Below are 26,497 nucleotides of genomic sequence, written 5' to 3'. Positions count from 1 at the left end.
AAAATTAAGCTTTATTTGAAGAATTCGGGAATTGATGTTTTAATACAATAAACCTTTCGTGAGCCCCAATGGCCACTATATCTTTGTTTTTGTTGAACAAGGCAAAGTCGAAAAAAAGCTTTTCTTTTTCTACAAATTTTAAATGGATGGTGCATTTTATTTCTTCACCAAGCGCCATTGGCTCCATGTGTTTTATATTAATTTCTGCACTAACAGATGTATATTCAGGCGGAATCCGTTCGTGGATAAATTCACAGATTGTTTTTTCCATGAAAATGATTAAAGATGGCGTGGCAACATATTCAATATCCCCGGTTTTTAAACTTGAGGCCAGGTCCTCATTTTGTATGGTATAATCTTTTGAGTGTTGTATACCTGGCTTTAGGTAGTGTAATATTGCTTCCATCTTTTAAAATTTAGATATAATTTAATATACCTAAATTTTAAAAAAATGTTTTAATTATTTTCTATAAAGCAATTAAAATTCACTTGTAAAGTGAAATTCTATGTCTTCAAAGTTTTGTTGAGCTAATTGTAACATATAGGCCGAATCAGCCAGGAACACATCTCTGCCTTGTTTGTCTTTAGCCATGTATTGATTTTTTCTCCTTTTAAAATCTTCTAACTGGGCTGTGTTTTTAGATCTTACCCAACATGCCTTGTATAAATTAATAGGTTCGTACCTACACTTGGCATTATATTCATTATTTAATCTGTGCTCAATTACTTCAAACTGTAAGGCTCCTACGGTTCCTATGATCTTACGTCCGTTAAACTGGCTGGTAAATAGCTGGGCAACTCCTTCGTCCATTAATTGGTCGATACCTTTGGCCAATTGTTTTGACTTCATAGGGTCAGCATTTTCAATGTAGCGGAACAACTCAGGAGAAAAACTCGGTAATCCTTTAAAATTAATTTTTTCTCCCTCTGTTATTGTGTCACCGATGATAAAATTACCTGAGTCCGGCAAACCTACAATGTCGCCAGGGAAAGCTTCGTCAATAATTGACTTTTTTTCAGCCATAAAAGCCGTTGGGCTCGAAAATTTGAAGTTCTTACCCTGTCGGACATGATGATAGTTTTTGTTTCTTTCAAATTTACCTGAGCATATTTTTACAAAGGCGATCCTGTTTCTGTGATTGGGATCCATGTTGGCGTGAATCTTAAAAACGAAACCAGTAAATTTATTTTCATCAGGATTAATATCTCTTTGTATTGTTGAAGATGGTTGCGGGGTAGGAGCAATGGTTATAAAGCAGTTTAATAACTCGTTAACTCCAAAATTATTTAGGGCACTGCCAAAAAATACAGGGGCTAAATCACCTTTCAAATATTCATTTATATCAAAATCCGGATAAACACCTTCAACTAACTCAATCTCTTCCCTTAAAAGTTCCGAAGCACTTTCTCCAATATATCCTTCTAACTCGGGATTGTTAACGTCGGAAAATGCAATACTTTCCTGAACAGTTTGTTTACTTGCTTCAAACAGGTTTAGGTTAGATTCAAAAATATTGTAAACTCCCTGAAATGTTGGGCCGTTACCAATTGGCCAACTCAATGGCCGAACTTTAATTTTTAGTTCTTCTTCTATTTCGTCAAGGAGGTCGAATGCATCCTTGCTTGGTCTGTCCATCTTATTAATGAATACCATTACCGGAGTTTTTCTCATCCTGCAAACTTCCATAAGCTTGCGGGTTTGGGCCTCAACTCCTTTGGCAGCATCTACTACAATAATTACGCTGTCAACAGCTGTTAATGTCCTAAAAGTGTCTTCTGCAAAGTCTTGGTGACCAGGGGTATCCAGTATGTTTACTTTGTGGTCTTTATATTCAAATCCCATTACAGATGTTGCAACAGAAATACCACGTTGTTTTTCAATTTCCATAAAGTCGGAAGTGGCTGTTTTCTTTATTTTGTTTGATTTAACAGCACCGGCAACGTGAATTGCCCCTCCAAATAAAAGAAGTTTCTCGGTTAAGGTTGTCTTCCCTGCATCCGGGTGACTAATAATCGCAAATGTCCTTCTTCTTTGTATTTCTTCAATTAAGCCCATATTCTGTAATAATAAAAACGAGCGCAAAGTTAATTAATGTATTGATATTTTAAGAGTCAGGCGCTTAAAAAATTATTTAAGTAACTGCATGTTTTTTATAAGCAGAAAGGTTTGATTTTATATAAAATTGTTAGATTTTTAAGGTCAAAAATTATAAAAAGAAACTTAAATGATGTGGACAAACTATCATGCACATTGTAATTATTGCGATGGATATGGAAAAATGGAAGAATTTGTTCTGCAAGCTATCAAAGATAAGATGCCTGTTATCGGATTTTCATCACATGCTCCTGTGCCATTTGATTGTTTTTGGACAATGAAGATGGAGAAACTTCCTGAATATATTGCCGAGATAGAATTATTGAAGAAAAAGTATTCTGGGGAAATACAAATTCATACTTCGTTAGAATTAGACTATCTGTTTGCATTGGAGGGTTTTAATAAGGAAGTTTTAGATCAAGTGGATTTAGATTATAAAATTGGGAGTGTTCATTTTGTTGAGCTTTTTCAAAATGGTAAAATCTGGGGGATTGATGATGTTTTTGAAAATGGATTTCAAAATATCTTTAAGGGTGATATTAAAAAGTTGGTCAAAAGGTTTTATCAATTAACCAGAGAAATGATAATAAAAGAGGAATTTGATATTATTGGCCATTTTGATAAAATAAAAATGCATAATATAAATAAAGCGTTTTTTGATGAATCGGAAGACTGGTATATTGATGAAGTTAAATCGGTGCTGAAGTTAGTTGCTGAAAAGGAAGTAATTGTTGAAATCAATACAAAATCATATGAAAAAAACGGACTGCTTTTTCCTGGAGTAGAGTTATTTCCATTGCTCAAAGAATATGATATCCCCTTAACTGTAAATAGCGATGCACATTATCCTGATAAGCAAATGGCTTCATATTCAATTGTAGCCAAAGAACTGCTAAAAGTTGGTTATACCCAGTTAAAAGAATTTAAAGACGGTAAGTGGAGAGATATAGAATTTAATGAAGAAGGATTATTATGGAAAAGTTAATATATACCTACGATGTAATTGATTTAAAGAGGAAAGAACATAGGGATGCATTGGTTTCTTTAATGAATGATTATATGTTGGATGAGATGGGGTTGGGAAGGGAATTATCTGAGGATTTGGCTGATAAAATAATATCGGGACTACAGAAGCAAAATAATTATATAGGCTTTTTATTGAAAACTGATAAAAAATATGTTGCTTTAGCTAACTGTTTTGTTGGGTTTTCAACATTCAAGGCTAAAAAACTTTTGAACATACATGATTTTGTGGTTACCCCTGAATATAGAAAAAGAGGTGCAGGTTATACTTTGCTGAACAAAATATCGGAATACTCAAGATTGAAAGATTTTTGCAAAGTAACATTGGAGGTAAGGGATGACAATTTCAATGCTATGAACCTATATAAAAAGACAGGCTTTCAGGATTGTAATCCACGAATGTATTTCTGGGAGAATCTACTGTAATTGGAATATTTGTTTAAAAAAATCATTTTTTTTATTGGATAACTGAAGTTGGAGTTAACAGATTCAGTGTCTTTCGACAGAAGGTTCCTTATTGTTGATGAACTTATTTTTATTGTTGATAAAGGCATTGAAAAGTAAGATTAATGGATTGGTGTTTTTGGATAATTTATAAAGGAATTTGTTTGTAGAGATGCTATAATATTCTATTTTTACAAACCTATTGTAATAAGCACAGGGTATATAGTGAAACATTTTATTTAACCGACCGTAACAAAGACATAGCATAATCAAGGCGTTATGGATTTTTTAATGATTTGTAATAATGATTTTGTTCAGTTCCCAACGTGTTTAAATAGTAGATCAGCTTTTACAAAGTAGGTTTAAGAAAAAAATGAAACATGGCAAATAAATATATATACGATCCGAATACACTTTCATATATTCCAATAGAGAATACTTTTAAATCAAAGGCAAAAAAAATGGTGCCATTCAGTATAGGTGGTATTGTTATTGGATTGGTTTGTTATGCGTGTACTGCTATTTTTTATGCCACTCCTAAAGAAAAGATACAAGCACAACAACTAAAAGATATTCTTTCACGCCAGGAGATATTTGCGGAGCGGTTGAGCGAAGCAGATCGGTCATTAAAAGAGTTAGCAGTATTGGACGATAGTTTATACAGGGCTATGCTTGGAGAAAACCCTATGGATTCAGCTTTAAGATTAGCAGGTACAGGGGGTACGGATGGATACGAGGAATTGTTAAGTTCAAATATGCCCAAGGAAATAATAAATTCATATAAGAAGCTTGATGAAATAGTGGCCAGGATGAATGTTCAAAATGCATCCTATAGTGATTTGTTTAAAAAGGCAGCCGTTAACGCACAGCGATTGCAGCATCTTCCGGCAATTATTCCAATTGCAAACTGGGATTTAAAGTATATAGGTTCTGGGTTTGCTCCTCGTAGGTTTCATCCAATTTTAAAAAGATGGCGCCAGCATGAAGGTATTGATTTTATAGCTTCTACCGGAACCAAGATATTTGCGGCCGCCGATGGTAAAGTTACCAGTGTTAGGGTTTCGGATAGTTTTGGTAGGGTAGTGGAGGTAGATCATGGATTTGGAATAACTACTTTATATGCTCATATGAGTAAATTCAAGGTTAAGAGAGGCGAAAATGTAAAAAGAGGTGATGTATTGGGGTATGTCGGAAATTCGGGTTTAAGTGCAGGTCCCCATTTACATTATGAGGTACATATCAAAGGTAAGGAAGTTGATCCGGTTAATTACTTTTTTAAAGATTTGACATCGGCTGAATATAAGGCTGTTGTTGAAAAAGCAGCGAGCGTAGAAATATGTATGGAATAAGCATCCTCATATCAACACAACAAATATCACACTCAAAAAAAAGGAATCGTAACAGATTCCTTTTTTTATTGCTAAATTTGAGATAGTAAACAAAAAAGCAATTCGTGAGAAATGTTTCTTACATTGGATAGTGGTTTTTGATGAGCTTTATTGAGTACTCCTGAATCTGAAAATTATATACACATGAATAAAAATGCTATTGCGAAAGAAAAGTTTTCTGCCTCATGTAATTGTGCGCAATCGGTATTAGTTGCTCTTGCAGGTGATGTAGCAAACGATAATACGTTACAACTAATGGCTTCTGCCTTTGGGGGTGGGATTGCTCAAACAGGAAATACTTGTGGGGCAGTAACCGGGGCTTTAATGGCATTGGGAATTAAAAATGGTTATACACAGGCAGGTTCGGCTGAAGATAAGGCAGAGTTATATCGAATGGCAAATGATTTTTTAAGAAGTTTTCAGGAAAAGAATGGATCTTGTAATTGTAAAGACCTGATAAAGTATGATATTTCAGTTGCAGGAGAAAAGGAGAAAGCTCGAAACGCAGGCGTCTTTACTAATCTTTGTCCTGTTTTTGTTGTTTCTGCAGTAGAAATTATGGATGATATATTACATTATCATAAGTGATAGGTTGTTAGAAAAGATTGACCAAGTATGTATAAACAATAATTTAGATTATGTGTTTTGTTTTATAAAAAAATGTTTGAAATGAAAAGTATAATATTATTTGGTTTGTTGTTGTTTTCAACAATATGTATAAGTGCCCAATCTAGTATTTATGATTATACTGTAGAAACTCTTGAAGGTGAGGATTTTTCTTTTTCAAGGTTGAAAGGAAAAAAGGTGATGATTGTCAATACAGCTTCAAAATGTGGATTTACCCCTCAATATGAAGGTTTAGAAGAGTTGTTCAGGAAGTATGGAGGTGACGATTTTGTAATAGTTGGTTTCCCGGCCAATAACTTTTTGCGCCAGGAGCCCGGAACTGCAGAAGAAATACGAGAGTTTTGTACAAAGAATTATGGCGTTTCTTTTCCTATAATGGCAAAAATATCAGTAAAGGGAAATGATATGGCACCAATATACCAGTGGTTAACTCAAAAATCAAAAAATGGTGTTCAGGATAGTAAAGTGAAATGGAACTTTCAGAAATATCTGATAAATGAAAAGGGGGAATTGGAAAAAGTGCTTTCTCCAAAAACAAAACCACAAAGCGATGAAATAATTTCGTGGATTGAAAATTAGAAGTTATGATATTGTAGCATTATATAGACGCGAAAAAACGATGTATGAGCATCGTTTTTTTTTGTTTGAAATAATCTTTGCAAATTCGTGTTCTTCTAATTTAAAGATTAATTAAAAATGTCAAGTATAAGAGGATTTGCAAGTGATAACAATTCCGGTGTACATCCGGAGGTGTTAAACGCTATATCCAAAGCCAATGGAGGTCATGTGGTAGGTTATGGTGATGATGCATACACAAAGGGTGCTATTGATAAATTCAGAGAGGTTTTTGGAGAAAAAACAGATGTTTTTTTTGTTTATAATGGAACAGGGGCAAATGTAATTGCAATACAGGCATTGGCCCGGCCTTTCAACGCCGTAATTTGTCCAGATACGGCACATATTAATGTTGACGAGTGTGGAGCTCCTGAAAAAATAAGTGGTTGCAAGTTGTTGCCGGTAGAAACACAGGATGGTAAAATAACGGTTGAAGGCTTCCAAAAATATATGCATGCTTTTGGGTTTGAGCACCACGCTCAACCAAAAATTATTAGTATTACCCAGGCAACAGAACTTGGAACGGTTTATTCCATCGGTGAAATAAAGAAAATAGCAGATTTCGCCCATTCAAAAGGAATGTTTCTGCATATGGATGGAGCACGGATAGCCAATGCTGCAGTTTCACTGAATTGTTCACTAAAAGAAATGACAGTGGATGCAGGTGTGGATGTGTTGTCGTTTGGAGGAACAAAAAATGGGCTGATGTTTGGTGAAGCAGTCTTGTTTTTTAACATGGATACAGAAGTGGTTAAGTATATAAGAAAGCAAACAGCACAATTGCATTCTAAGATGCGATATACTTCGGCTCAGTTTATGGCTATTTTAAGTAATGATCTTTGGAAAAGAAATGCGGAGCATGCCAACCAAATGGCTCAAAAGCTGGCAAAAAAGCTATCGGGCATAGAAGAAGTTGAAATAACACAGAAAGTTGAAAGTAACGGGGTTTTTGCTAAGGTGCCCAAAGATATTATCGAACCATTACAAAAAGAGTTTTTCTTTTATGTGTGGAATGAGGAACGGTCAGAAGTTAGGTGGATGACTTCGTTTGATACGCAGGAAGAAGATATTGACAGGTTTGTAACATTAATGAAAGATTTACTAAATAAAAGATAAGAAATGGCTCAACAATATGATTTTGAACTGGAGTTTAAAGTGAGGGATTATGAATGCGATATTCAGGGGATCGTTAATAATTCAGTATACCAGAACTATTTAGAACATACCCGCCACGAGTTTTTAAATGAAATAGGTTTGAATTTTAAGGAATTATATGATAAGGGTGTGGTAGCAGTTGTTGCAAGGGCCGATTTGCAATATAAAACTCCTTTGCAGAGCAACGATAATTTTGTGGTTCGTTTAAGGGCGGAGCATCAGGGAATCAAGTATGTTTTTTACCAGGATATTTATCGATTGTCTGATGGAAAAGTTTGTTTAAAGGGAGTGATCACCTCAACATCATTGATAGATGGGAAATTAGGTGTTTCGGAAGAGATTGCAACTGCACTTAAAAACGTAGCTCAAAAAAGAGAGGTTACAGCTTGTTGATAGAAAGATCCTCTTTCGTAATTAGTAGCTGGTTATGCAAATTAGTTCCTGCAAGAAAACTCATGATTCCTACGGTCACCCCTTTGATTCCCCTAAAGGGGGTGAGTTCCAGTGTGCTGTGCAGCAGTAACTTCCCCTTTAGAGCCTGTCCCGAACTTTTGTTCAGGAGAGTTGGAGGGTGCGGGTTGGGATAAAATCGAGTTTTCTTGCCAGTACAAAATAGGTTCAAAAAAAGAAAATGGGGTGCTTCAAAAGTTTCTGTTATAGAGTTTAACTTTTGGGGTATCCCTTTTTTCGATTCTGGAATGTACAAGCTTTGTAATAACTTTCGATAAAAATATTTCCCATCCCGGATGCTCTTTGTATCTTTGCAAACTATTTTGAAAAAAGGAACCAATATGCCTGAGCATAGCAAGAAAGATTATATAGAGCGATTCATCAAATACAGGGCTTCTGAGAAAGTAATTAACAAAGGGAAGGATTTATATAATGATGGCGCAGTAACGCTTACCTACAAAAGTGATGCTTCTGATGCATGGCACTTTTCTGTTCAGGGTTCGCAAAAATACTCTGTTATCATTAAGGATTTAAACAAAGGGGATATAAGCATCAAATGTACTTGCCCGTTTGAATGGGGAACCATATGTAAGCATTCTGTGGCTTCGTTGTTATATGTGACGGATGCAGGAGATGATGCTTTGCCTCAGGCAGTTCAGGGTGAAATGTTATCTAATAGGGTTCAGCGTACTGCCTTGGGATTCAGAATTGAAGATTATAAGTTTATCGATTCAGATGTTATCAACAAATACTCTTCTTATAGTATTTTAAACAACCTGAAACATTCATATAAAGGAATTAAAATTGAAGATGTTAAAATAGAGGCTAATCAGGTTCTGTTTGAAATCAGGGATGATAATTTTAATGTGGATGTGGTATATATCAGGTTTAGGAATGATGAAGTATATATTTCTTCGGCAACAGGTTCGGGTACGCCCAGATTAAATAAGCTGGAAACATTTGCCCTGATGGCAATAGCAGAATCCAATACGCCCGACTTATTGGATGTGATCTTTAATAAGGGGCTGAAAGATATTGAGAAAGAAACCCTAATCAGATATGGGTTTAGTGAGGATGATGATTTTTCTGTTTATTTTCAGCATGTATTTGTTCCGGAAAGAGGTCTGGATATTTCGTCACGGCCTGATCAGAAAGGCTTGATTCCAATACAATCCTTAAATGAAGTTTCGTTTGTGAATTTTGTTGAAAAACTAAATGAGGAAACGTTGGTGCTGGATAATATACCCAAGGCATCAGATGAATTTGCTTTAGGTTTTGTGATTGATTATGGTGCTGCAGATCAGGATAGCTTTTTGGATGAATACTACTTTGTTGAAGATTCAGAACTTGAAATATTTGCTATTACAGCTAAAACATCAAAAGATCAGAGATATTTAACGTCGCATTTTAAAAGGTATGATGAGTTTGAAACGCTTGTTAAAGTAACGGATAACCAACAAAATATTATCGACCTGATTGCAAAGTTAAAGGAAGATTCTTCGTCTGAAAAGAGAAGGTTTTCATTAACCAAAAAGTTGATTTTACTGATGGCGAAGGAACGGTTTGTTTATACCCATGAAACGGATGATAGCCGCCTTAGAAAAGCAGATTTGTTGCCTGTGAAGATTTCGGAAGAGCTGGCGGAGGCCAGGTATTATACCTATGAAAATGAAAAGTTTGTTGGTGTAGATTTAGAGGTTAATATTGGTGATAAAAAAATAGATCCCCTGCATATAGAAAAAAAACAACGAGAGTTTCATGTTTACAATATGGATGGATTAATCCATATCCCTGCCAATTTTTCGGTGGCTAAACATGTTGAAGCATGGGAGCAACCGGTTAAAATGGTGAAACAATATAAAAATAAGTTTATTGCTGATGTTGTTTTGCCATTGTCAAAGAATTTTGAAATAAATTTTGAAGACTGGAGTCTGGATGTAAATACTGTTGAGCTAGACTTCAGGTCAAAACAGATATACCTGACAGAGCAATATAATTATCTGATTATAACCCCCCAGGTAGAATACCATAACGGAGTTTCAGTGGCCTTAAACCATTCCGGAAACGTATTGATTCATAACGGGGAGGAAATAAAGGAATATGTAAGGAATTTTGAGTTGGAAGAGGATTTTATAGACTCCATTGCTTCTTTACATCCTTATTTTGATGAGCAGAAAGAAGAAAAAGTCTTTTATCTCCACTATGACGATTTTAGTAAGGATATGTGGTTTTATAAGTTTTTTGACCAGATGCAAAATATGGAGATTGAGGTTTATGGGTTAAAAGATTTGAAAAATTTCCGCTATTCTCCGCATCAGGGAAAAGTAACTACATCGGTAGCAAGTGGTCAGGACTGGTTTGAAGTGGATGTGAAAGTGTCGTTTGGAGATGATGTGGTTAGTTTAAAAGATATCAGGAAGGCGATTTTAAACAAGCAAAAGTATATTCAACTGGATAATGGAAAAGTGGGCTTGTTGCCGACAGAGTGGTTCCATAAACTCGAGAAATACTTTAGGCATGGAGAGCTAAAAGACGGGAAATTGGCCGTTTCTAAATTACGCTTTTCAATTATTGATGAATTGTTTGATGATATTAGTGATGCAGAAATAATTAACGAAATATCAGAAAAGCGCAACAGGCTTCTGCAGTTTAAGGAAATATCAAATACTGATGTTCCTGTTGAAATAAAGGCAGACCTGCGTCCATATCAGAAGGAAGGATTAAACTGGTTAAATTTTCTTGATGAAATGGGCTGGGGAGGAATTTTGGCTGATGATATGGGGCTTGGAAAAACATTACAAGTGCTTACTTTTCTCCAGCATGTATTAAAAAAGGATGACACTACCAACTTGATTATCGTTCCAACAACCTTGCTGTTTAACTGGCAAAAGGAAATTGAAAAGTTTTCACCGGAGCTTAGGGCTTTTTACCATTATGGAATAAGCAGAGCCTTGAATACAGATGTTTTTGGAGCATTTGATGTGGTGTTTACTACCTATGGAGTGTTACTTCGGGATATTGAGTTTTTAAAGGATTTTAAGTTTAATTACCTTGTTTTGGATGAATCGCAAGCCATTAAAAACCCGGCTTCCAGAAGGTTTAAAGCGGTGAATTTGATACAGGCAAAAAACAGGTTGGCCTTGTCGGGTACCCCTATTGAAAACAGCACTTTTGATTTGTTTGCACAAATGAGTTTTGTAAACAGGGGATTTTTTGGTGGGGTTACCGCATTTAAAGAGAGCTTTTCGAACAGGATTGATAAGGATGGGGACGATAATATTGCCGCCGAACTTCAGCGTTTGATCAATCCATTTATTCTTAGAAGAACCAAAGAGAAGGTGGCCAAAGAACTGCCAGCAAAAACTGAAGATGTAATTTATTGTGAGATGGATTCGGAACAAAGGAAGGTGTATAATGCCTACAGAAACGAATTCCGAAACAGGCTGTTGGGCAATATTGCAGAGGAAGGGATGGCAAAATCCAAAATGTTGGTGTTGGAGGCTCTTACCAGGCTTCGTCAGATTTGTGATTCGCCGGTTCTGTTGGGCGATGATAAAATTGATACTTCCGAATCAGTTAAGATCAAGGAAATAGTTCAGCATGTAACAGAAAAAACAGCAAAACATAAGATCCTTATTTTCTCCCAATTTGTAAAAATGCTTGATTTGATTAAAAGTGAATTGAGCCGAAGAAATATTGATTTTGAATACCTCGATGGACAGTGTTCTCCTTCGCAAAGGGAAAAATCGGTAGAAAACTTCCAAAGCAATGAAGAGCTAAGGGTGTTTTTAATTAGCTTAAAAGCCGGGGGGACAGGACTGAACCTGACGGCTGCCGACTATGTGTATATTGTTGATCCATGGTGGAATCCAGCTGTTGAGAACCAGGCTATAGACCGTTGTTACAGGATTGGACAAGATAAAAAGGTGTTTGCTTATAGAATGATTTGTAAGGATACGGTTGAAGAAAAAATCCTTAACCTTCAGAATAAAAAGAAAAAAATTGCAGGTGATATAGTGCAAACCGATGAAAACATTATGAAAACACTGGAAGTTGATGATATAAAAAGCCTTTTTGGTTAACCTTTGTTGATACAATGCTCAGTTCAGCTTTTTGGATAAATTGATTTTATGCAGGTTGAAAAGATGAGTTGAGTATTGTAAAATACAGGTGTTAAATATTTTGTAAATCAGCCTTTTGTCTTTTGTTTCGAATCTAACAATCTATTATTATACTTGAAAGGTTACTTCTTTTAATAATTCAATTTTCTCTGGTGAAACTGCAGCTATGTACGGAATAATTTCAACTCCGTTATCATAGGCTTCTTTTAGTGTGGCAGCATATACCGGGTCGATGTCTTTTGCAGGTGAAAAGGACTCGATATCCTGCCTTTGGATTACATAGAACATCACAGCTCTGAATCCTGCTTTTTTTGCCTCAATTAATGTGCGCAAATGCTTTTGTCCCCTGGTTGTTACGGCATCCGGAAAGGTAGCTTTGTTATTGCTGCGAAGTGTGACGTTTTTAACTTCAATAAAACACTTCTCGTTATTGTTTTCTGCATAAATATCAAACCGGCTGTCTTTGTATTTTACTTCTCTTTTTACTGTAGTATATTGGTTAAGTTGTGGAATTATCCTATCCCTGACAGCTTCATATACTAAAATATTCGGTATAGAAGTGTTGATGCCTATCCAGTGGTTATTAATAAATATCATCTCCCATGTATACTTTGTTTTTCGTTTGGGGTCGTTATGGGGTGTAAGGTATACTGGAGCCCCTTCTTCAATGCACGTTTTCATACTTCCCGAATTGGTACAATGAGCGATAACGATACTCCCATCTTCCAATTCTATATCAGATAAAAATCGTTTATATCGTTTAATCAGCTTTCCCCGGACAAGTTGTGTTTTAAAATGCATGGTATTTCCTTTTGTGGCATAAAGCTATTAAATATTGATTATAAACAAAGGCAACCGGGGGTGTCAATAGGATTAAATTATTATTTTTACGCTTATTGAATATAAGCATTGTGATACTGTGAATCCCATCTTATAATATTGTGGTTTGATATGAGGTATAAATTTCTTCTTATTTTCATTTTTCTATTCTGTTTTGATATAGTTGAATTTACTGCTCAAACAACTCATATCGATAGCCTGAGGAATATTATACAGCAACATACCAGCGTAGATACCAATAAAGTAAAATTACTAAATAAATTAGGAGGTGCTGTTCAAAATATAAATCCGGATAGTTCACTGGAATATATAAACAGGGCATATGTTATAGCGGATAGTTTAAATTATGCCTCTGGTATGGCAGAGGCTTTGTTTCTTGCTTCATGCTATCATTATATTATATCTGATTTTGATAAGGTGTTGGAATATGGCAATAAAAGTCTCGATATTTTTAAAAAAGTCAATGATAAGAGGGGTATAGCCAAGACCTTGATTAAAATCGGGAATATCCATTATTTTCAGGGCGATGTTGAACGGGCGATGAAATACAAACATGAAGCCCTGGAAATAAATCAGGAATTACATGATACTTTAGCACTAAGTAATACTTATGCCAATTTAGGTACTAATTACTGTGATATTGGTGATTTTTCGCGGGCTCTTGAATATGAAGAGAAGGCCTTGGAGTTGGCAAAGGCAACAAAGCACCAACAGTCAATTTCTTATGCCCTTAATAATCTTGGGGTGGTTCATAATGTAATGGGAAATTATCCTAAAGCATTAGAGTATTATCAAAAAAGCTTTCATATAGACGAAAGTCAGAAAAATTATAAAGATGCAGCTGTAGCAGCTTCAAATGTTGCTTTTATTTTAAATATTCAGGGAGAATATGATGAAGCAATTTCGTTTTGCCAAAAGGGCCTAGATTATTCTGAACAGATTGGTTTTAAAACTGGTCTCACCTATAATTATGAGTATTTGGGACTCATATATAAAACTAAAGGTGATTATAATAAAGCCTGGGAAAACCATCAAAAAGCACTGGTTTTACAGACTGAGATTGGCAATAAAACAGGTCTGGCCAATGCATATAAGGATTTAGGAGAGATCCTTAACTTGCAGGAGAAATATAATGAAGCCGTAAAGTTTTATAATAATTCGTTAAGCATTGGCAAGGCAATAGATAACAAACAGATCGTAATGAAAAGTTATGTGGGTTTATCGCTTACCTACTTAAAGCAGGATGATTATATAAATGCGCAAAAATATAGCCAGATAGCTTATGTGTTAGCTAATGATATAGGAAATATAGACTTGATAGCGCAAAGTGCTGAATTGTTGGCCAAAAGCAAGGCTGCATTGGGGAAGCATAAGGAAGCATATGACTTATATACTGTTTTTAAAAATATGAGCGACAGTTTGTTTAATGAAGAGAACGTGAGGTCCATAGCTAACCTGGAATACCAATATAAATTTGAAAAGGAAAAGGAATTACTTAAAATAGAGCAGCAGAAAAAGGATGCAGTACGTGCAGAAGAGGAAAAACTCCAAAAAATGATTAGAAACTCATTGCTGGTAGGGGTTTTGTTGATGCTTGTGCTGGTGTTGGTTATACTGCACAGTTTTCTTCAAAAAAGTAAAGCAAATCTTTTGCTGGCCGAACAAAAAAAGCAGATTGAAGATACCAATGAAGAGCTCATAACTCAAAAGGAAGAAATACAGGTTGTTGCACAGGAGTTGGAAAAAGCGAATAAGACAAAGGATAAGTTTTTTTCTATTATTGCCCACGATTTAAAAAGTCCTTTTAATGGCCTGATAGGATTTACTGAATTGCTGCTGGAAAACCATAAAAGCTATGATCATACAGAAAGAGAAACCTATCTGCAGTATATTCAGGATTGTTCCCTTAAAACCTATAATTTATTGGATAACTTATTGACATGGGCGCAATCGCAATCGGGGCTTGTTAAATTTAATCCAGAAAAAATAAATATGAAGTCATTGGTTGATGATATAATATTATTGTTATCAGAAACTGCTGGTAATAAGAATATTGAATTAGTATCAGACACCCAGGATGACCTGGCATTGAACGCCGATAAAAATATGTTACATACAATAATATTAAATCTGGTGTCTAATGCAATTAAATTCACTCCCAAAGGAGGCTCAATCACTGTTAAATCTCTCATTGAAACTAATCACAGTAAGCAAAAGGTTGCAAAAATTATTGTAAAGGATACAGGAGTAGGGATTCCTGCAGAAATACAGCGCACCTTGTTTACACTGAACGGAAACTATACAACAACAGGTACCAATAAGGAAAAAGGAACTGGCTTAGGGCTATTGTTGTGTAAGGAATTTGTAGATCAACATGATGGCAAAATAATAGTTAACAGCCAGGTTAATAAAGGGAGTGAGTTTGAGGTATCTATCCCGTTTTTCAATTAAACCAATTTGAAATAATACACTAATGATTTGAAATATGTTAAAAACTCGTATTGCAAATCTTTTTTTTGTAACTTTTATCGGTAGTTTAATACCGATTTATGAATGATTAAGGCGTTAAATCATTTCTTCAGTAACGTTATCATTAAACCATCGGCATTATACTTCAATACCAAATGCATTGTTAATGCGGTATAAGTTAATGAAATGGAAAACATTATTGAAAATACTTCGGATAGTATATGGGCTGTTGATAAGAGCTATTGTATTATATATTTAAATGACACATTTAAAACGGATTTTTATAATGTATTTGGTGTTGAGTTAAAATCAGGCGTTAACATCCTGAAAGTTTTGCCTGAGGGTATCTCAGAAGTATGGAAACGAAGATATGACAGGGCATTGGGTGGGAAAAGTTATAGTTTTGAACAATCGTTTGATGTTGATGAACAAAATACAATCTACGTTCATGTTTCCATGTCGCCAATTATGACGGACAATTTGGTTACCGGGGTAACCTGTTTTGGCAGGGATATCACCAGGAATAAATTAAATGAAATAAAACTACATAAGTATAGTATTCTGCTTCAATCAAGTATCGAAAGCCAAAAAGATACCATCTTACTGTCCATTGATAAAGATTTTAAATACATGTATTTCAATTTTGCTCACCGTCAGGTAATGAAGCATGCTTATAACATGGATATTAGGATAGGGGATAATATATTAGATTGCATTAAAGATGAAGAGGATAGAAAAGCGGCCCAAAGAAATTATGAAATGGCTATGAATGGAGAGTCGCATTCAAATATCCGGGCATACGGCCAAAAAGATAAAGAATACTACGAGAGTTTTTTTAATCCCATAATAGATGATAACGGCGAAATTATTGGAGCTACAGCATTGGCAAGGAATATTACATTAAGGATTAAACAAGAAGAAGCCTTGAAAAAATCGGAAGAGTCATTAAAACTAGCCATTGCAACAAAAGACAAGTTTTTGTCCTTAATATCCCACGATTTAAGATCTCCCATCTGGTCTATTACCTCTTTGGCAAATTTAGTATGTGAGAGGTTTGAAGAGTATTCCAAGTTAGAATTAAAATCGTTCCTGAAAAATATCTCAACAGGTTTGGACAGAGCCTTGCATTTATTGGAAGATCTGCTGCTATGGTCAAGGGTTCAGCGGAATTCAATAGAATTTAACCCCTCTGTAATAAACCTATCTGAGACTATTCATGATACCATTAAAATACTGGAACAGAATATAAAATCAAAGGAACTGGAAATAGTGATCCATTTCACAAAGTATCAGGAAATATTCGCTGACAAATATATGATATCTACTGTGATACGAAATCTGTTATCGAATGCAATAAAATTTTCATATAGAAAAGGGAGTATTGAAGTAGGGGTGGAAGAAAGAAAAGATGGTTTAAAAAATGAGATACATATTTCAGTAAAGGATTACGGAGTAGGTATTTCAAAAGAAAATATAGATAAAGTGTTTTATATTGGAGAGTATACTTCAACTTATGGAACGGATAAAGAAAAGGGGAACGGGCTTGGTTTAATCATGTGTAAAGAGTTTGTTGACAAGCATCAGGGAACCATAACAATAGAAAGTGAAGTCAATAAAGGGACTCGGGTTTATGTTGTTATTCCTCAGTAATAATATTATAGAAAATAAAGTAGGGCAGAATTCTCTGCCCTAACCAAATTACTTACTTAATTTCAATTTGCTTTGCAGGCCGTGGTTTAACTTCTTCGCGCTTGGGTAGCGAAATATGAAGTATTCCATTTTCGTAATTTGCAGCAATTTTTTCCGCATTTACTACATTTTCAGAAACTGAAAAAGAACGTTGGAACGACTGATAGCTAAACTCACGGCGCGTAACTTTTTCACCATCTTTTTCTTCATGTTTATTCTTCTTTTCTGATGAAATAGTTAAACGGCCATTGTCGTAGTTTACTTTGAAATCTTTTTTTGTTAAGCCCGGCGCAGCAACGTCGATTAAGAACTCATTTTCATTTTCTTTAACGTTTACTGCAGGTAAAGTTGTATCAGTGCTGGAATAGTTTGTTCTATTCCAATCCATCAATTCATTATCAAAAAATCTATCGAAAAATGAAGGAACTGATGGAAACCAGTTGTTTGATAATTTTGCAAGTGTCATAACTTAATCCTCCAAAATTTTAGTTCAACAAATTTTAAATGTTCTGATAATGCATTTTCAAACTAAATGCCATATTTGAGGATGGTTTTTAAGAAAAATATTAAAATCTTTGAAATTCAAATATTTATGATTTTTTGCAAAAAACAGATGGCTTGATTACAAAGTCAAATTGACAGGGTTGTGGTGTGTAATGATGTCATAATGACTTTGTTAGGTGTCAGTTTTTCCTCTTTTTATCTTTTTTGTCCTTAAAGTATCCTTTAAACAACGGGTGGTGTTTTAGAGCCTCCATATTTTCGTCAAATTTCTGGCTTCCGGAATTAATATTTTCCAATGTTTCCTTTAGGTCGTTCTTTAACAGTGAGTCGTGAGCAACGGTGTTAACCAGACTGTTTTCACCACAGGCAAGGTCATTTATTAAGCTATTTAAAGTTTTAGACATGGTATTGAATTCCTTACCGGTGGAATTCAGATCGTTAATTAATAGGCGTACTTTACTTGCTATTGATGTATCGTTGAGCATTACACCCATTAAGTTCTGATCACTCTTAATCAGGGTTGAAACATCTTCCAGTTTTTCCATCAGGGTGGCAGACCTTCTGGTTGTTTCTTTCAGGTTTTTAATGATTTGGCGTATATCCTGGGCCACCTTTCTATCATTAACCAACATACCTAAAGTTCCTTCACCTTTATTAATTGAATTGGTGATTTGTAATATTCCTGCAGTTACCATAGCTGCATTTTCATTGGTTTCACTTAAAGTACTCAGCATTTCGTAGGTGGCTATAGGGTCATAAGCCATTATTTGGTCATTGTCTTCAATACCTTCGCTAAACCCGGGACCGGGTTCAATGTTAACCACCATATCGCCAACCAAACCATCTGAGCTTATTTTTGCAAAGGCATTCTTTTTAATAAAAGATTTGGTTTTAAGATCCATCTTCAGGGTTACTTTGATTGCTGTGTCGTTAATTATATCAATCGATTCAACATTTCCTGCATTGATTCCTAAATACCGCACATTATTACCCAATCTTAAACCTTTTACATTCTTAAAAACAGAAGTTATTTCAAAACTCTGGGTAAAAAAACTCTGTTTTTCACCAATTAAATAAATGGCAATGGTGAAGAGTAATACTCCGGAAAGTACCATTATTCCAAGCTTTGTTTTTTGTGATGTTGTTTTTTGCATTGTATCTATATCTTTAAGCTAACCCATTTTGTTAGTGATTTTCCAATTTAGTCTCTGCAAGAAAACTCCTGTTTTATAGTGCCCCCACCGCTCACCCCCTCGTCCTCCCGAATACAAGTTCGGGACAGGCTCTGAAGGGGAAGCCTCTCGCGCTGTGTGGGTCGGTATAAAATCGAGTTTTCTTACCAGCACTTTTTAAAAAAACGCCTTAATTACAGGATCACCAGCCGCAGCTAATTCTTTATATGTACCCTCTGCATAATTTTGTCCATCTACTAAAATAACAACCCTGTCTGATATTAGTTTGGCAATATTTAAGTCGTGCGTAATAATTAATGATGATGTTTTGTATTTAACCTGTATATCTTTTATCAATTTGATGATTTCTTTTGCAGTTATAGGATCTAAACCGGTTGTAGGCTCATCATAAAAAATAATCTGAGGCCTTAAAATAAGTGTTCTGGCCAGGGCAATGCGGCGTTTCATGCCTCCGGAAAGTTCTGAGGGCATCAAATCTATGGCGTGTTCCAAACCTACACTGGCAAGTGCATCCCTCACCATATGGTCAACTGCATCCTTATCGGCGTACTCTTTCCGCAGTCTCCTTAGAGGAAATTCCAGATTTTCGCGTACTGACATGGAATCATAAAGAGCACTTCCCTGAAACAAAAAACCTATGTCGAGCCTCAGGTGATCCAGTTGGCTTTGGTCAAGGTCGGGGATGCTTTTCCCTAAAATGCTGACACTGCCGGAATCTACTGTCATCAGGCCAACCAGGCACCGGATCATTACCGTTTTGCCAGCACCGGACTTTCCTATTACAACCAGGCACTCGCCATCGTACAAACTCATATCAAAACCATTGAGCACAGGATTTCCTGATAGTTCCTTGTGTAGTTGTACTACCTCAATGATCTTTTGTTGACCGTTTTTTTTATGTGATTCGTCCGATAGCATTATTTGTATTTAAATTTTACAACTCATAAAATATATCAGCTACAAGTACGGCTAAAAAGTCGATAAAAAATAACAGCATGGATGTAATTACTACCGCCGAATTAGCGGCCAGTCCAACACCTGCCGTGCCCCGTTGGGCATTATAGCCCTTATAGCACCCTATTACACCAATAGCAAACCCAAAGAAAAAAGATTTAATAATGGAAGGCAATAAATCGCCGTATGACAGGTAATCAAATACAAGATTAAAAAACAGGGTAAAAGAAACAGATCCTTTAATGTTTTCTACTATAAATGATCCTGTTAGTCCAACGGTATCTCCCAAAACAACTAATATGGGTAATGTTATTGTTGTGGCCAAAATACGTGTTACAACTAAATATTTAAATGGGTTGGTTCCGGATACTTCCATAGCGTCTATCTGTTCGGTAACGCGCATTGAACCCAATTCGGCACCAATTCCTGAGCCTACTTTTCCGGCGCAAATAAGTGCTGTAATAACCGGGCCTATTTCGCGTACAATTGAAATTCCTACCATACTCGGCATGAGAGAAACGGCACCAAAATCAACCAGGGTGGGGCGTGTTTGAAGTGTTAGCACCATTCCCATAATTAAACTGGTGGTGGCAACCAGGGGTAATGATTTATAGCCTACCATGTAGCATTGTTTCACAAACTCCTGAAACTCCACCGGGCGACTTACTACCTCTTTAAAAAAGCGGCCGGTAAAATAGGAAACATCTCCAACTGTAATGAAAAAACGCTTCACCTGTTCTATTATGTATGCCTGGTAGTTCATAAGTTTTTTATACTGATGTTTTGTTGTGTATTAAAAGGTAACATTATTTAAAAACAAAATCCAGTTATTGTACCATTGAAGTTAGGTTTGATTGGTATGGCGGAGAGCTAAGAGCTAAGAGTATAGAGCTAAGAGCTAAGGGCAAAGAGCTAAGGGGTGAGGGCATAGTGCAGAGAGGTGAGATGGATTGATGCAATAACTTTTGCAAACTGGCAAATTATTAATACCAACCAATGTTTGAAAGTATAACTTTCTGTTTTTTTCAAACTATGATTGGTATTAAATATTTTTGTTTTACGCTAAATCAAAACGGTCAAGGTTCATAACCTTATTCCAGGCAGCTACAAAGTCATTTATAAATTTCTCCTTTGCATCCGAACTACCGTAAACTTCTGCTAATGCCCTTAATTCAGAATTAGAGCCAAACACAAGATCGGCTCTAGTGGCAGTCCACTTAACCTTTCCTGTTTTGCGGTCTCTGCCATCAAAGCATTCTTTTGCCTCGTCTTTTGGCATCCAGGCCACACTCATATCAAGCAAGTTTACAAAGAAATCATTGGTTAGTATTTCGGGAGTTTCAGTGAATACACCGTGTGTTGAGCCATTATAGTTGGTATTCAGCACCCGTAAACCTCCAATAAGAACGGTCATTTCAGGGGAGGTCAGTGTTAGCAATTGTGCTTTATCCACTAACATATCCTCGGTAGACATGGAATATTTCTTTTTAAGATAGTTACGGAAGCCATCGGCAATAGGCTCCATTACTGCAAAAGAGTTAATGTCGGTTTGTTCTTGTGTAGCATCCATCCGACCAGCGGAAAAAGGAACAATGATTTCAATTCCGGCATCTTTGGCTGCTTTTTCGATAGCTGTACATCCAGCTAAAACAATTACATCGGCCAGAGATACTTTTTTATTGCCTGATTGAGCATTGTTGAATTCTTCCTGAATACGCTCTAACTTATTCAATACTGTGCTTAACTGTTCTGGATTATTGGCTTCCCAGTCTTTTTGCGGAGCTAATCGGATTCTTGCACCATTTGCTCCACCTCGTTTATCGGAGCCACGGAATGTTGAAGCAGAAGCCCATGCTGTGGATACGAGCTGCGAAACGGTTAACCCCGAGCTTAAAACTTTTGATTTTAATTCAGTAACATCTTTATTATCTATTAAAGTATGGTCAACAGCAGGAACAGGATCTTGCCATATTAAATCTTCTGAAGGTACTTCTGGTCCAAGGTAAAGTGCTTTGGGCCCCATGTCGCGGTGTGTTAATTTAAACCATGCCCGGGCAAAGGCATCAGCAAATTCAAGTGGATGTTCATAAAACCGCCTCGAAATTTTTTCATATTCAGGATCGAAACGCAATGAAAGGTCGGTAGTAAGCATGGTAGGGCGGTGCTTTTTCCGGGGGTCTTGAGCATATGGCATTTGACCCTCTGTATCTTTGGCTACCCATTGATGGGCTCCGGCAGGACTTTTGGTTAATTCCCATTCAAATTCAAACAGATTTTTAAAGAAATAGTAACTCCATTTTACCGGAGTTTGTGTCCAGGTAACTTCTAAACCACTGGTAATAGTGTCGTCGCCATTACCTTTACCAAAAGAGCTATGCCAACCCAGGCCTTGTGCTTCCATAACTGCAGCTTCCGGCTCTGCTCCAACATGAGCAGCATCTCCTGCACCATGACATTTTCCAAAGGTATGACCACCTGCTATTAAAGCAACCGTTTCTTCATCGTTCATTGCCATACGGGCAAATGTTTCGCGAATATCTTTTGCTGCCAGTTTGGGGTCTGGATTACCTCCCGGGCCTTCCGGATTTACATAAATAAGCCCCATTTGGATGGCAGCCAGGGGGGTGTCCATCTTCTCTAAATCCAAATCCCGTTTGTCATTCTCCAACCATTCTGTTTCAGAACCCCAATAAACATCCTCTTCCGGCTCCCAAACATCGGCACGACCTCCTGCAAATCCAAATGTTTTGAATCCCATAGATTCTAAAGCCACATTTCCGGCAAGAATCATTAAGTCGGCCCAGGATATTTTTTTGCCATATTTTTGTTTGATAGGCCATAACAACCTTCGGGCTTTGTCAAGGTTAGCATTATCAGGCCAACTGTTTAAAGGGGCAAAGCGTTGTTGTCCGGCTCCGGCACCGCCGCGTCCGTCCCCGGTGCGGTATGTACCTGCACTATGCCAGGCCATACGAATAAAAAGAGGCCCATAATGACCAAAATCGGCTGGCCACCAGTCTTGAGAGTCAGTCATTAAATTATGAAGGTCATCTTTTATGCCTTTATAATCGAGACTTTTAAATTCCTTTGCGTAATCAAAATCTTCTCCCATTGGGTTTGATAATGAGGAGTGTTGACGAAGGATGTTTAGTTTCAATTGGTTTGGCCACCAATCACGGTTTCTTGTCCCACCGCCTCCATGGCTATGTTTCCCTGTAGCTCCTGTAACAGGACATTTACTAACATTTTCTGAATGATTTTCCATGACTTTGCTGATTTATTATTTGATTTAAATTACTTCAATGGTAAAAAAGTGACAAACCCTACTTGAGAAAGGCTCTTTTTGCATGACAGATAAAATTACAAAATTCAAATCTTTAAGTCAATAAGTTTTATAACCAGGGAGGAGTATCCCGCCAACGGAGCTACTCTTTATGCACATCATTGTGGTATGGGGGTATAGCATCAAAAGGTTGAAAGTATGAAACTTATGGCTAATGTATCTGACTTACAGCCAGAATGGACATTATGCTTAAAATTTTGGGACGATGCCCTTGGGTGTTCGGAAAGAGATTTACGATAAAAACCTAAACATCACGGGAATCAATCTTCCCCGGGTAGGGGGAAGACTGATTCCCGTAACGTACAACACTTTACTAATATTAAACCTCTTTCCGAACACAAAAGAACGATGTTCCAAGTTGCGATATGTAAGGCCTTCAGCCCTTTAGGGCGGATTATCAAAAAAAGCAGAACTCCAAAACAGGAATTCTACCTTACATAGACCTTTACTAACTTTATACTACAAGCTGTAAATCACTTTCAACTTTAAACTTCGAACTCATTGCTGCAAATCACTTTCAATTTTGAACTTCGAACTCAATGCTGTAAATCACTTTAAACTTTCAACTTTGAACTTTTAACTTATCTACAAGTCCCCGGTACTGGCTTTTTTGAAATAGGTTAAGAGACTGTTGGGGGAAATGGTTCCTGAATTGTTTTGTTTTCGCACCTTTACAAATTTTGAAAGCACCTCTACAATGGGTATCGTATCAGAGTTCCCTTTTATACTTATGCAACCATTAGCTATTAAGGCATGCATCTTTTTAACAAAATCTTTTGGATTTTGTGTCCATTCAATAAATTTGCCACAAGGAGAACCCTCCTTAGTTTCTTCTTTATATTCGAGTAGTTTGTCGTAAATTAATTGAAGCTGTTTAATCGCATCAGGTTGGTGATGTTTATTTTTTAGTTGTGCTTTATGCAATGATTTAATCAAAGCTTTAATATACTTTACCTCCTTGGTAATATGCATATCTTCCTTTGCTTTAAGCATATTGATGCAGTTGATATAATCCCGGGTTAAACCAGGATCAGGATTAACGCACATTGTTTCGGTAAGCATTTGCTTTAAAATATTCCAGGTATTGTCATTCAAATCAGGTTTTGTACCATTGAACTGATTGCTCAGGGAATTGATTCTTTGGAGTATTCCGGTTCTGTGCTCTTCTTCTTCCTGATTTAAAGTTGGAGTATTAAAAGTGTTTAAAATGTTTTGAATAGGAATAACAATATCCTGCGACATTTTTGTATTACTAGTGAGATTTTCAAGCGTATTGATTTCATTTAAAAAGATGCTTTTTTCTCGTTGATACATTATAGAATAGAACCATTTGCTTTTCGGTAATTGACTTAAGGTTTCTCTAATCCTCCTGGGGTGCCCATTAAATATGGGCAACATTTGTAATACAGACAGGCTTTTACATTTATCAATAAAACCATTAAATAGGTTGTTGGCTTTTAAAAGTATTCCTGAAATCATCATGTAAAAATCTAAATCCTGAAGGAATATTTTATTCTCATCAGCGTTTAGGTTGCACGGAATATTCCACGGGGTTTCGTCTAATCGCCTTTTTACAGAATATAAGTTAGAGATGTACATGCAGATATTGGTGCTTTTCATCTTTAATTGTGCTATCTTATTCAGGTACTTCTCAAGCAAGCTTTCCATTTTGTTATATAGATCTTTGCAGTCGAGCAATGGCTTATTATTAAAAATGTTATTTTTCCATTTAAAGGATTTTCTAATAATAATACTATCTGTTATTGTGTGTATTGAGGTAAGCATAGTAGTAAATTTTATCTGGTTAATAATCTATAGTTAAATTAATGATATGATCCCGGTATTCAAAAATTTTAACTGAACATTAACTTTTTTAGGAGTAGTTGGAATTGAGTGTATTAAATAAACCAACAATTAATAGCTAACAACTAAAAACTAGTACCTATCAATCCATCAATTATACCGTTTGTGCCCATTCAAGTGGGGTATCAAAGCTTGTTAAACCGTCGCAGATAAATTGTTTCTTAACTATGTTACGTGTTAAACATTGATTTTCATCTGCCCATACATAATCAATGGCATATTTTACATTGATGCCGTAGTTTTGCCAGACAATCTTATTTTGTTTGTCTTCCCAGTGTTTGTCTATAGCAAGGATAACCGGGGTTCTTCTTTTAAGTTTTGCATAGTATTGGGCCAGGTGAATATTTCCGACAGGGTAAAGGCCATGCATTACAATTCTATCAGGTTTAATACTACGAACCAGTTTTATCAATGGCGCAGATATGCGGTAGTCTTCACGGTTATATAAAAGGATATGTCCGTTACCATTAAAATCCGTATTGTTTTTCTCGTATATAACGTGGATTTCGTGATTGCCTGATTGTAGTTGTTTGTAACATGGGATGATTTCAGGCTCTATTGTTGGAATTAAGAATATAAGTTTCATAGTGGAATTGTTTTAGTAGTTAGTTATGGAACGGTTCTGTATGTGTAATATGTGATATAGAACCGTTCCTTAGAACTCTGTTTAGCTCCTGGTATAAAGTTGGAATTTGGAAGTGATTTACAACGAGGAAAAACAAGATGTTAATCGCTTCATGCTTCCAACTTCATATCCTTAGTAAACTGTAAATAATCATTCATCATCCGGTATTACAACCGTACCAACGTGTATACTATTGCTTACCCGCTTTGAGTCGTCCATGGCAGCGAATGCCAGGTAACAATGGACTTCGGTTCCGGGAGGGGCATCGGGCAGGAGCATAGTGGCAGTACCTGCTGAACGGATGCTTTCGCAAATGGAATACTCCGGATAATACCCTTCGGCAATGGCTACCATGATAACCCCATTGTTGGCAAACAGATCATTGTTAGAGGCTTTGTATCTCCAGTTAAAAACAACTTCTTCACCATTAATTTCAACACTTGGTCTGTTAGCTACTTGTAATGGTCCTACAGCTAAAACCAGATTTTCAAGGTTAACCCTACAATTAGGATATTCGCCTTCAATGGTATATTTTATTAACTCCGACATGGCTGCATTATAGGGTGACTTTAAGTTGTCCTGATTTTGAAAACCCAATTGTATCACCGGATACAGTGGCTGTAAAAACTTGGTGGCAAGGCTGAATTTTGCTCTGTGTGCCAGTTGTTTTTCACTGGCTTTGTGATTACTAAAATCTGGTAGCGATTTCATAACAGGAATACCTTTCCATTGACTACCTACTGTGTTTCCTACTTTTCCTGTGAATCTTCCATTGATTCCTTTTTTATATGTTCCCATGACTATTTATTTTTTTTGTTTTTAACCTTAAATATGTTTTTCACAATGTTGCCTTTTGTTTTAGGCGACGTAACTTCTTTATTTTTATTAGATGTTTTTTCAACCTTATTGCGTTGCATCCATTTAGAAATTACGGTTGTAAGAACTCCTGCTAGCAGGGTGATCGCAGACCGGATAATCATTGTTTGAGGATCTGCATCCTGGGCCGAGAAGATTTGAGCATCTGCTGCTTCCATCACTCCTAAAGTACCCAGTGAACCGATGGCGAAATTTTTAAGTTCATGCATCTTTCTGTTTTTGT

At 36.2% G+C, this 26,497-nt stretch carries 22 protein-coding genes; 10 read left to right on the top strand and 12 right to left on the bottom strand.

Annotated features, from left to right (window positions below; genetic code table 11):
• Positions 1-4 precede the first annotated feature (4 nt).
• Together OM074_RS04455 and OM074_RS04450 are read right to left on the bottom strand one after the other, a co-directional pair.
• Positions 5-406, bottom strand: a complete 402-nt coding sequence (locus OM074_RS04455) for a thioesterase family protein (protein WP_301198088.1) — start codon at positions 404-406, stop codon at positions 5-7.
• Positions 407-478: 72 nt separating this feature from the next.
• Positions 479-2,056, bottom strand: coding sequence for a peptide chain release factor 3 (locus OM074_RS04450; RefSeq protein WP_301198087.1), 1,578 nt, complete (start codon positions 2,054-2,056; stop codon positions 479-481).
• Between the two features lie 169 nt (positions 2,057-2,225).
• On the opposite strand from OM074_RS04450, the gene OM074_RS04445 reads away from it, so the two are divergent.
• The 8 genes from OM074_RS04445 to OM074_RS04410 all read left to right on the top strand — a co-directional run bounded on the left by OM074_RS04445 (position 2,226) and on the right by OM074_RS04410 (position 11,879).
• On the top strand, positions 2,226-3,080 hold the full coding sequence (locus OM074_RS04445; RefSeq protein WP_301198086.1) for a histidinol-phosphatase: 855 nt from the start codon (positions 2,226-2,228) through the stop codon (positions 3,078-3,080).
• On the top strand, positions 3,068-3,544 hold the full coding sequence (locus OM074_RS04440; protein WP_301198085.1) for a GNAT family N-acetyltransferase: 477 nt from the start codon (positions 3,068-3,070) through the stop codon (positions 3,542-3,544). Before OM074_RS04445 ends, OM074_RS04440 begins: the two co-directional genes overlap by 13 nt.
• A 398-nt stretch (positions 3,545-3,942) precedes the next feature.
• On the top strand, positions 3,943-4,911 hold the full coding sequence (locus tag OM074_RS04435) for a M23 family metallopeptidase (protein WP_301198084.1): 969 nt from the start codon (positions 3,943-3,945) through the stop codon (positions 4,909-4,911).
• 183 nt (positions 4,912-5,094) lie between these two features.
• Entirely contained in the window at positions 5,095-5,538 is a 444-nt protein-coding gene (locus OM074_RS04430; RefSeq protein ID WP_301198083.1) for a C-GCAxxG-C-C family protein, read from the top strand.
• An 81-nt stretch (positions 5,539-5,619) separates the two neighbouring features.
• On the top strand, positions 5,620-6,156 hold the full coding sequence (locus tag OM074_RS04425; protein ID WP_301198082.1) for a glutathione peroxidase: 537 nt from the start codon (positions 5,620-5,622) through the stop codon (positions 6,154-6,156).
• A gap of 117 nt (positions 6,157-6,273) precedes the next feature.
• The gene (locus OM074_RS04420) at positions 6,274-7,308 is read left to right on the top strand and encodes a threonine aldolase family protein (RefSeq protein WP_301198081.1); all 1,035 of its coding nucleotides are present in this window, start codon (positions 6,274-6,276) and stop codon (positions 7,306-7,308) included.
• 3 nt (positions 7,309-7,311) lie between these two features.
• Positions 7,312-7,740 (top strand): acyl-CoA thioesterase, encoded by a 429-nt coding sequence (locus OM074_RS04415; protein ID WP_301198080.1) that lies wholly within the window; start codon positions 7,312-7,314, stop codon positions 7,738-7,740.
• Positions 7,741-8,138: 398 nt separating this feature from the next.
• Positions 8,139-11,879 carry a DEAD/DEAH box helicase gene (locus OM074_RS04410; protein ID WP_301198079.1) on the top strand — a complete coding sequence of 1,247 codons (3,741 nt, stop codon included), beginning with the start codon at positions 8,139-8,141 and terminating at the stop codon, positions 11,877-11,879.
• Positions 11,880-12,026: 147 nt separating this feature from the next.
• Here the strand turns inward: OM074_RS04410 and sfsA are convergent, their stop codons facing one another.
• The gene (sfsA, locus tag OM074_RS04405) at positions 12,027-12,719 is read right to left on the bottom strand and encodes a DNA/RNA nuclease SfsA (RefSeq protein WP_301198078.1); all 693 of its coding nucleotides are present in this window, start codon (positions 12,717-12,719) and stop codon (positions 12,027-12,029) included.
• 150 nt (positions 12,720-12,869) lie between these two features.
• On the opposite strand from sfsA, the gene OM074_RS04400 reads away from it, so the two are divergent.
• Complete coding sequence (locus tag OM074_RS04400) at positions 12,870-15,209, top strand: tetratricopeptide repeat-containing sensor histidine kinase (RefSeq protein ID WP_301198077.1); 2,340 nt, start codon at positions 12,870-12,872, stop codon at positions 15,207-15,209.
• 204 nt (positions 15,210-15,413) lie between these two features.
• Positions 15,414-16,877, top strand: a complete 1,464-nt coding sequence (locus OM074_RS04395; RefSeq protein ID WP_301198076.1) for a sensor histidine kinase — start codon at positions 15,414-15,416, stop codon at positions 16,875-16,877.
• Between the two features lie 52 nt (positions 16,878-16,929).
• On the opposite strand, the gene OM074_RS04390 is transcribed toward OM074_RS04395, so the two are convergent.
• The 9 genes from OM074_RS04390 to OM074_RS04350 all read right to left on the bottom strand — a co-directional run.
• Positions 16,930-17,382, bottom strand: coding sequence for an Hsp20/alpha crystallin family protein (locus OM074_RS04390; RefSeq protein WP_301198075.1), 453 nt, complete (start codon positions 17,380-17,382; stop codon positions 16,930-16,932).
• Positions 17,383-17,599: 217 nt separating this feature from the next.
• Positions 17,600-18,574 (bottom strand): MlaD family protein, encoded by a 975-nt coding sequence (locus OM074_RS04385; RefSeq protein ID WP_301198074.1) that lies wholly within the window; start codon positions 18,572-18,574, stop codon positions 17,600-17,602.
• A 195-nt stretch (positions 18,575-18,769) separates the two neighbouring features.
• Positions 18,770-19,531, bottom strand: coding sequence for an ABC transporter ATP-binding protein (locus OM074_RS04380; protein WP_301198073.1), 762 nt, complete (start codon positions 19,529-19,531; stop codon positions 18,770-18,772).
• A 16-nt stretch (positions 19,532-19,547) separates the two neighbouring features.
• Complete coding sequence (locus OM074_RS04375; protein ID WP_301198072.1) at positions 19,548-20,330, bottom strand: MlaE family ABC transporter permease; 783 nt, start codon at positions 20,328-20,330, stop codon at positions 19,548-19,550.
• Between the two features lie 294 nt (positions 20,331-20,624).
• Entirely contained in the window at positions 20,625-22,832 is a 2,208-nt protein-coding gene (gene katG / locus OM074_RS04370) for a catalase/peroxidase HPI (protein ID WP_301198071.1), read from the bottom strand.
• A 663-nt stretch (positions 22,833-23,495) separates the two neighbouring features.
• Positions 23,496-24,695, bottom strand: a complete 1,200-nt coding sequence (locus OM074_RS04365) for a hypothetical protein (protein WP_301198070.1) — start codon at positions 24,693-24,695, stop codon at positions 23,496-23,498.
• 172 nt (positions 24,696-24,867) lie between these two features.
• Complete coding sequence (locus OM074_RS04360) at positions 24,868-25,359, bottom strand: glycosyltransferase family protein (protein WP_301198069.1); 492 nt, start codon at positions 25,357-25,359, stop codon at positions 24,868-24,870.
• A 189-nt stretch (positions 25,360-25,548) separates the two neighbouring features.
• Entirely contained in the window at positions 25,549-26,196 is a 648-nt protein-coding gene (locus OM074_RS04355; protein WP_301198068.1) for a DUF6266 family protein, read from the bottom strand.
• A gap of 2 nt (positions 26,197-26,198) precedes the next feature.
• A partial coding sequence (locus OM074_RS04350; RefSeq protein ID WP_301198067.1) for a hypothetical protein occupies positions 26,199-26,497 on the bottom strand: 299 nt, incomplete at its 5' end.

It is taken from the genome of Plebeiibacterium marinum, from assembly GCF_026013615.1.
GTDB lineage: Bacteria > Bacteroidota > Bacteroidia > Bacteroidales > Marinilabiliaceae > Saccharicrinis > Saccharicrinis marinus_A.
The sequence above is the reverse complement of the archived record's forward strand: the minus strand, read 5'-3'. Positions and strand labels throughout refer to the sequence as shown.

What these genes read in the sequence shown, in the direction of transcription:
- katG (WP_301198071.1), bottom strand. Translation starts at nt 22,832, where the DNA reads ATGGAAAATCATTCAGAAAATGTTAGTAAATGTCCTGTTACAGGAGCT.
- OM074_RS04440 (WP_301198085.1), top strand. Translation starts at nt 3,068, where the DNA reads ATGGAAAAGTTAATATATACCTACGATGTAATTGATTTAAAGAGGAAA.
- OM074_RS04435 (WP_301198084.1), top strand. Translation starts at nt 3,943, where the DNA reads ATGGCAAATAAATATATATACGATCCGAATACACTTTCATATATTCCA.
- OM074_RS04365 (WP_301198070.1), bottom strand. Translation starts at nt 24,695, where the DNA reads ATGCTTACCTCAATACACACAATAACAGATAGTATTATTATTAGAAAA.
- OM074_RS04445 (WP_301198086.1), top strand. Translation starts at nt 2,226, where the DNA reads ATGATGTGGACAAACTATCATGCACATTGTAATTATTGCGATGGATAT.
- OM074_RS04415 (WP_301198080.1), top strand. Translation starts at nt 7,312, where the DNA reads ATGGCTCAACAATATGATTTTGAACTGGAGTTTAAAGTGAGGGATTAT.
- OM074_RS04390 (WP_301198075.1), bottom strand. Translation starts at nt 17,382, where the DNA reads ATGACACTTGCAAAATTATCAAACAACTGGTTTCCATCAGTTCCTTCA.
- OM074_RS04420 (WP_301198081.1), top strand. Translation starts at nt 6,274, where the DNA reads ATGTCAAGTATAAGAGGATTTGCAAGTGATAACAATTCCGGTGTACAT.
- OM074_RS04450 (WP_301198087.1), bottom strand. Translation starts at nt 2,056, where the DNA reads ATGGGCTTAATTGAAGAAATACAAAGAAGAAGGACATTTGCGATTATT.
- OM074_RS04410 (WP_301198079.1), top strand. Translation starts at nt 8,139, where the DNA reads ATGCCTGAGCATAGCAAGAAAGATTATATAGAGCGATTCATCAAATAC.
- OM074_RS04430 (WP_301198083.1), top strand. Translation starts at nt 5,095, where the DNA reads ATGAATAAAAATGCTATTGCGAAAGAAAAGTTTTCTGCCTCATGTAAT.
- OM074_RS04425 (WP_301198082.1), top strand. Translation starts at nt 5,620, where the DNA reads ATGAAAAGTATAATATTATTTGGTTTGTTGTTGTTTTCAACAATATGT.
- OM074_RS04355 (WP_301198068.1), bottom strand. Translation starts at nt 26,196, where the DNA reads ATGGGAACATATAAAAAAGGAATCAATGGAAGATTCACAGGAAAAGTA.
- OM074_RS04395 (WP_301198076.1), top strand. Translation starts at nt 15,414, where the DNA reads ATGGAAAACATTATTGAAAATACTTCGGATAGTATATGGGCTGTTGAT.
- OM074_RS04375 (WP_301198072.1), bottom strand. Translation starts at nt 20,330, where the DNA reads ATGAACTACCAGGCATACATAATAGAACAGGTGAAGCGTTTTTTCATT.
- OM074_RS04385 (WP_301198074.1), bottom strand. Translation starts at nt 18,574, where the DNA reads ATGCAAAAAACAACATCACAAAAAACAAAGCTTGGAATAATGGTACTT.
- sfsA (WP_301198078.1), bottom strand. Translation starts at nt 12,719, where the DNA reads ATGCATTTTAAAACACAACTTGTCCGGGGAAAGCTGATTAAACGATAT.
- OM074_RS04455 (WP_301198088.1), bottom strand. Translation starts at nt 406, where the DNA reads ATGGAAGCAATATTACACTACCTAAAGCCAGGTATACAACACTCAAAA.
- OM074_RS04400 (WP_301198077.1), top strand. Translation starts at nt 12,870, where the DNA reads ATGAGGTATAAATTTCTTCTTATTTTCATTTTTCTATTCTGTTTTGAT.
- OM074_RS04380 (WP_301198073.1), bottom strand. Translation starts at nt 19,531, where the DNA reads ATGCTATCGGACGAATCACATAAAAAAAACGGTCAACAAAAGATCATT.
- OM074_RS04360 (WP_301198069.1), bottom strand. Translation starts at nt 25,359, where the DNA reads ATGAAACTTATATTCTTAATTCCAACAATAGAGCCTGAAATCATCCCA.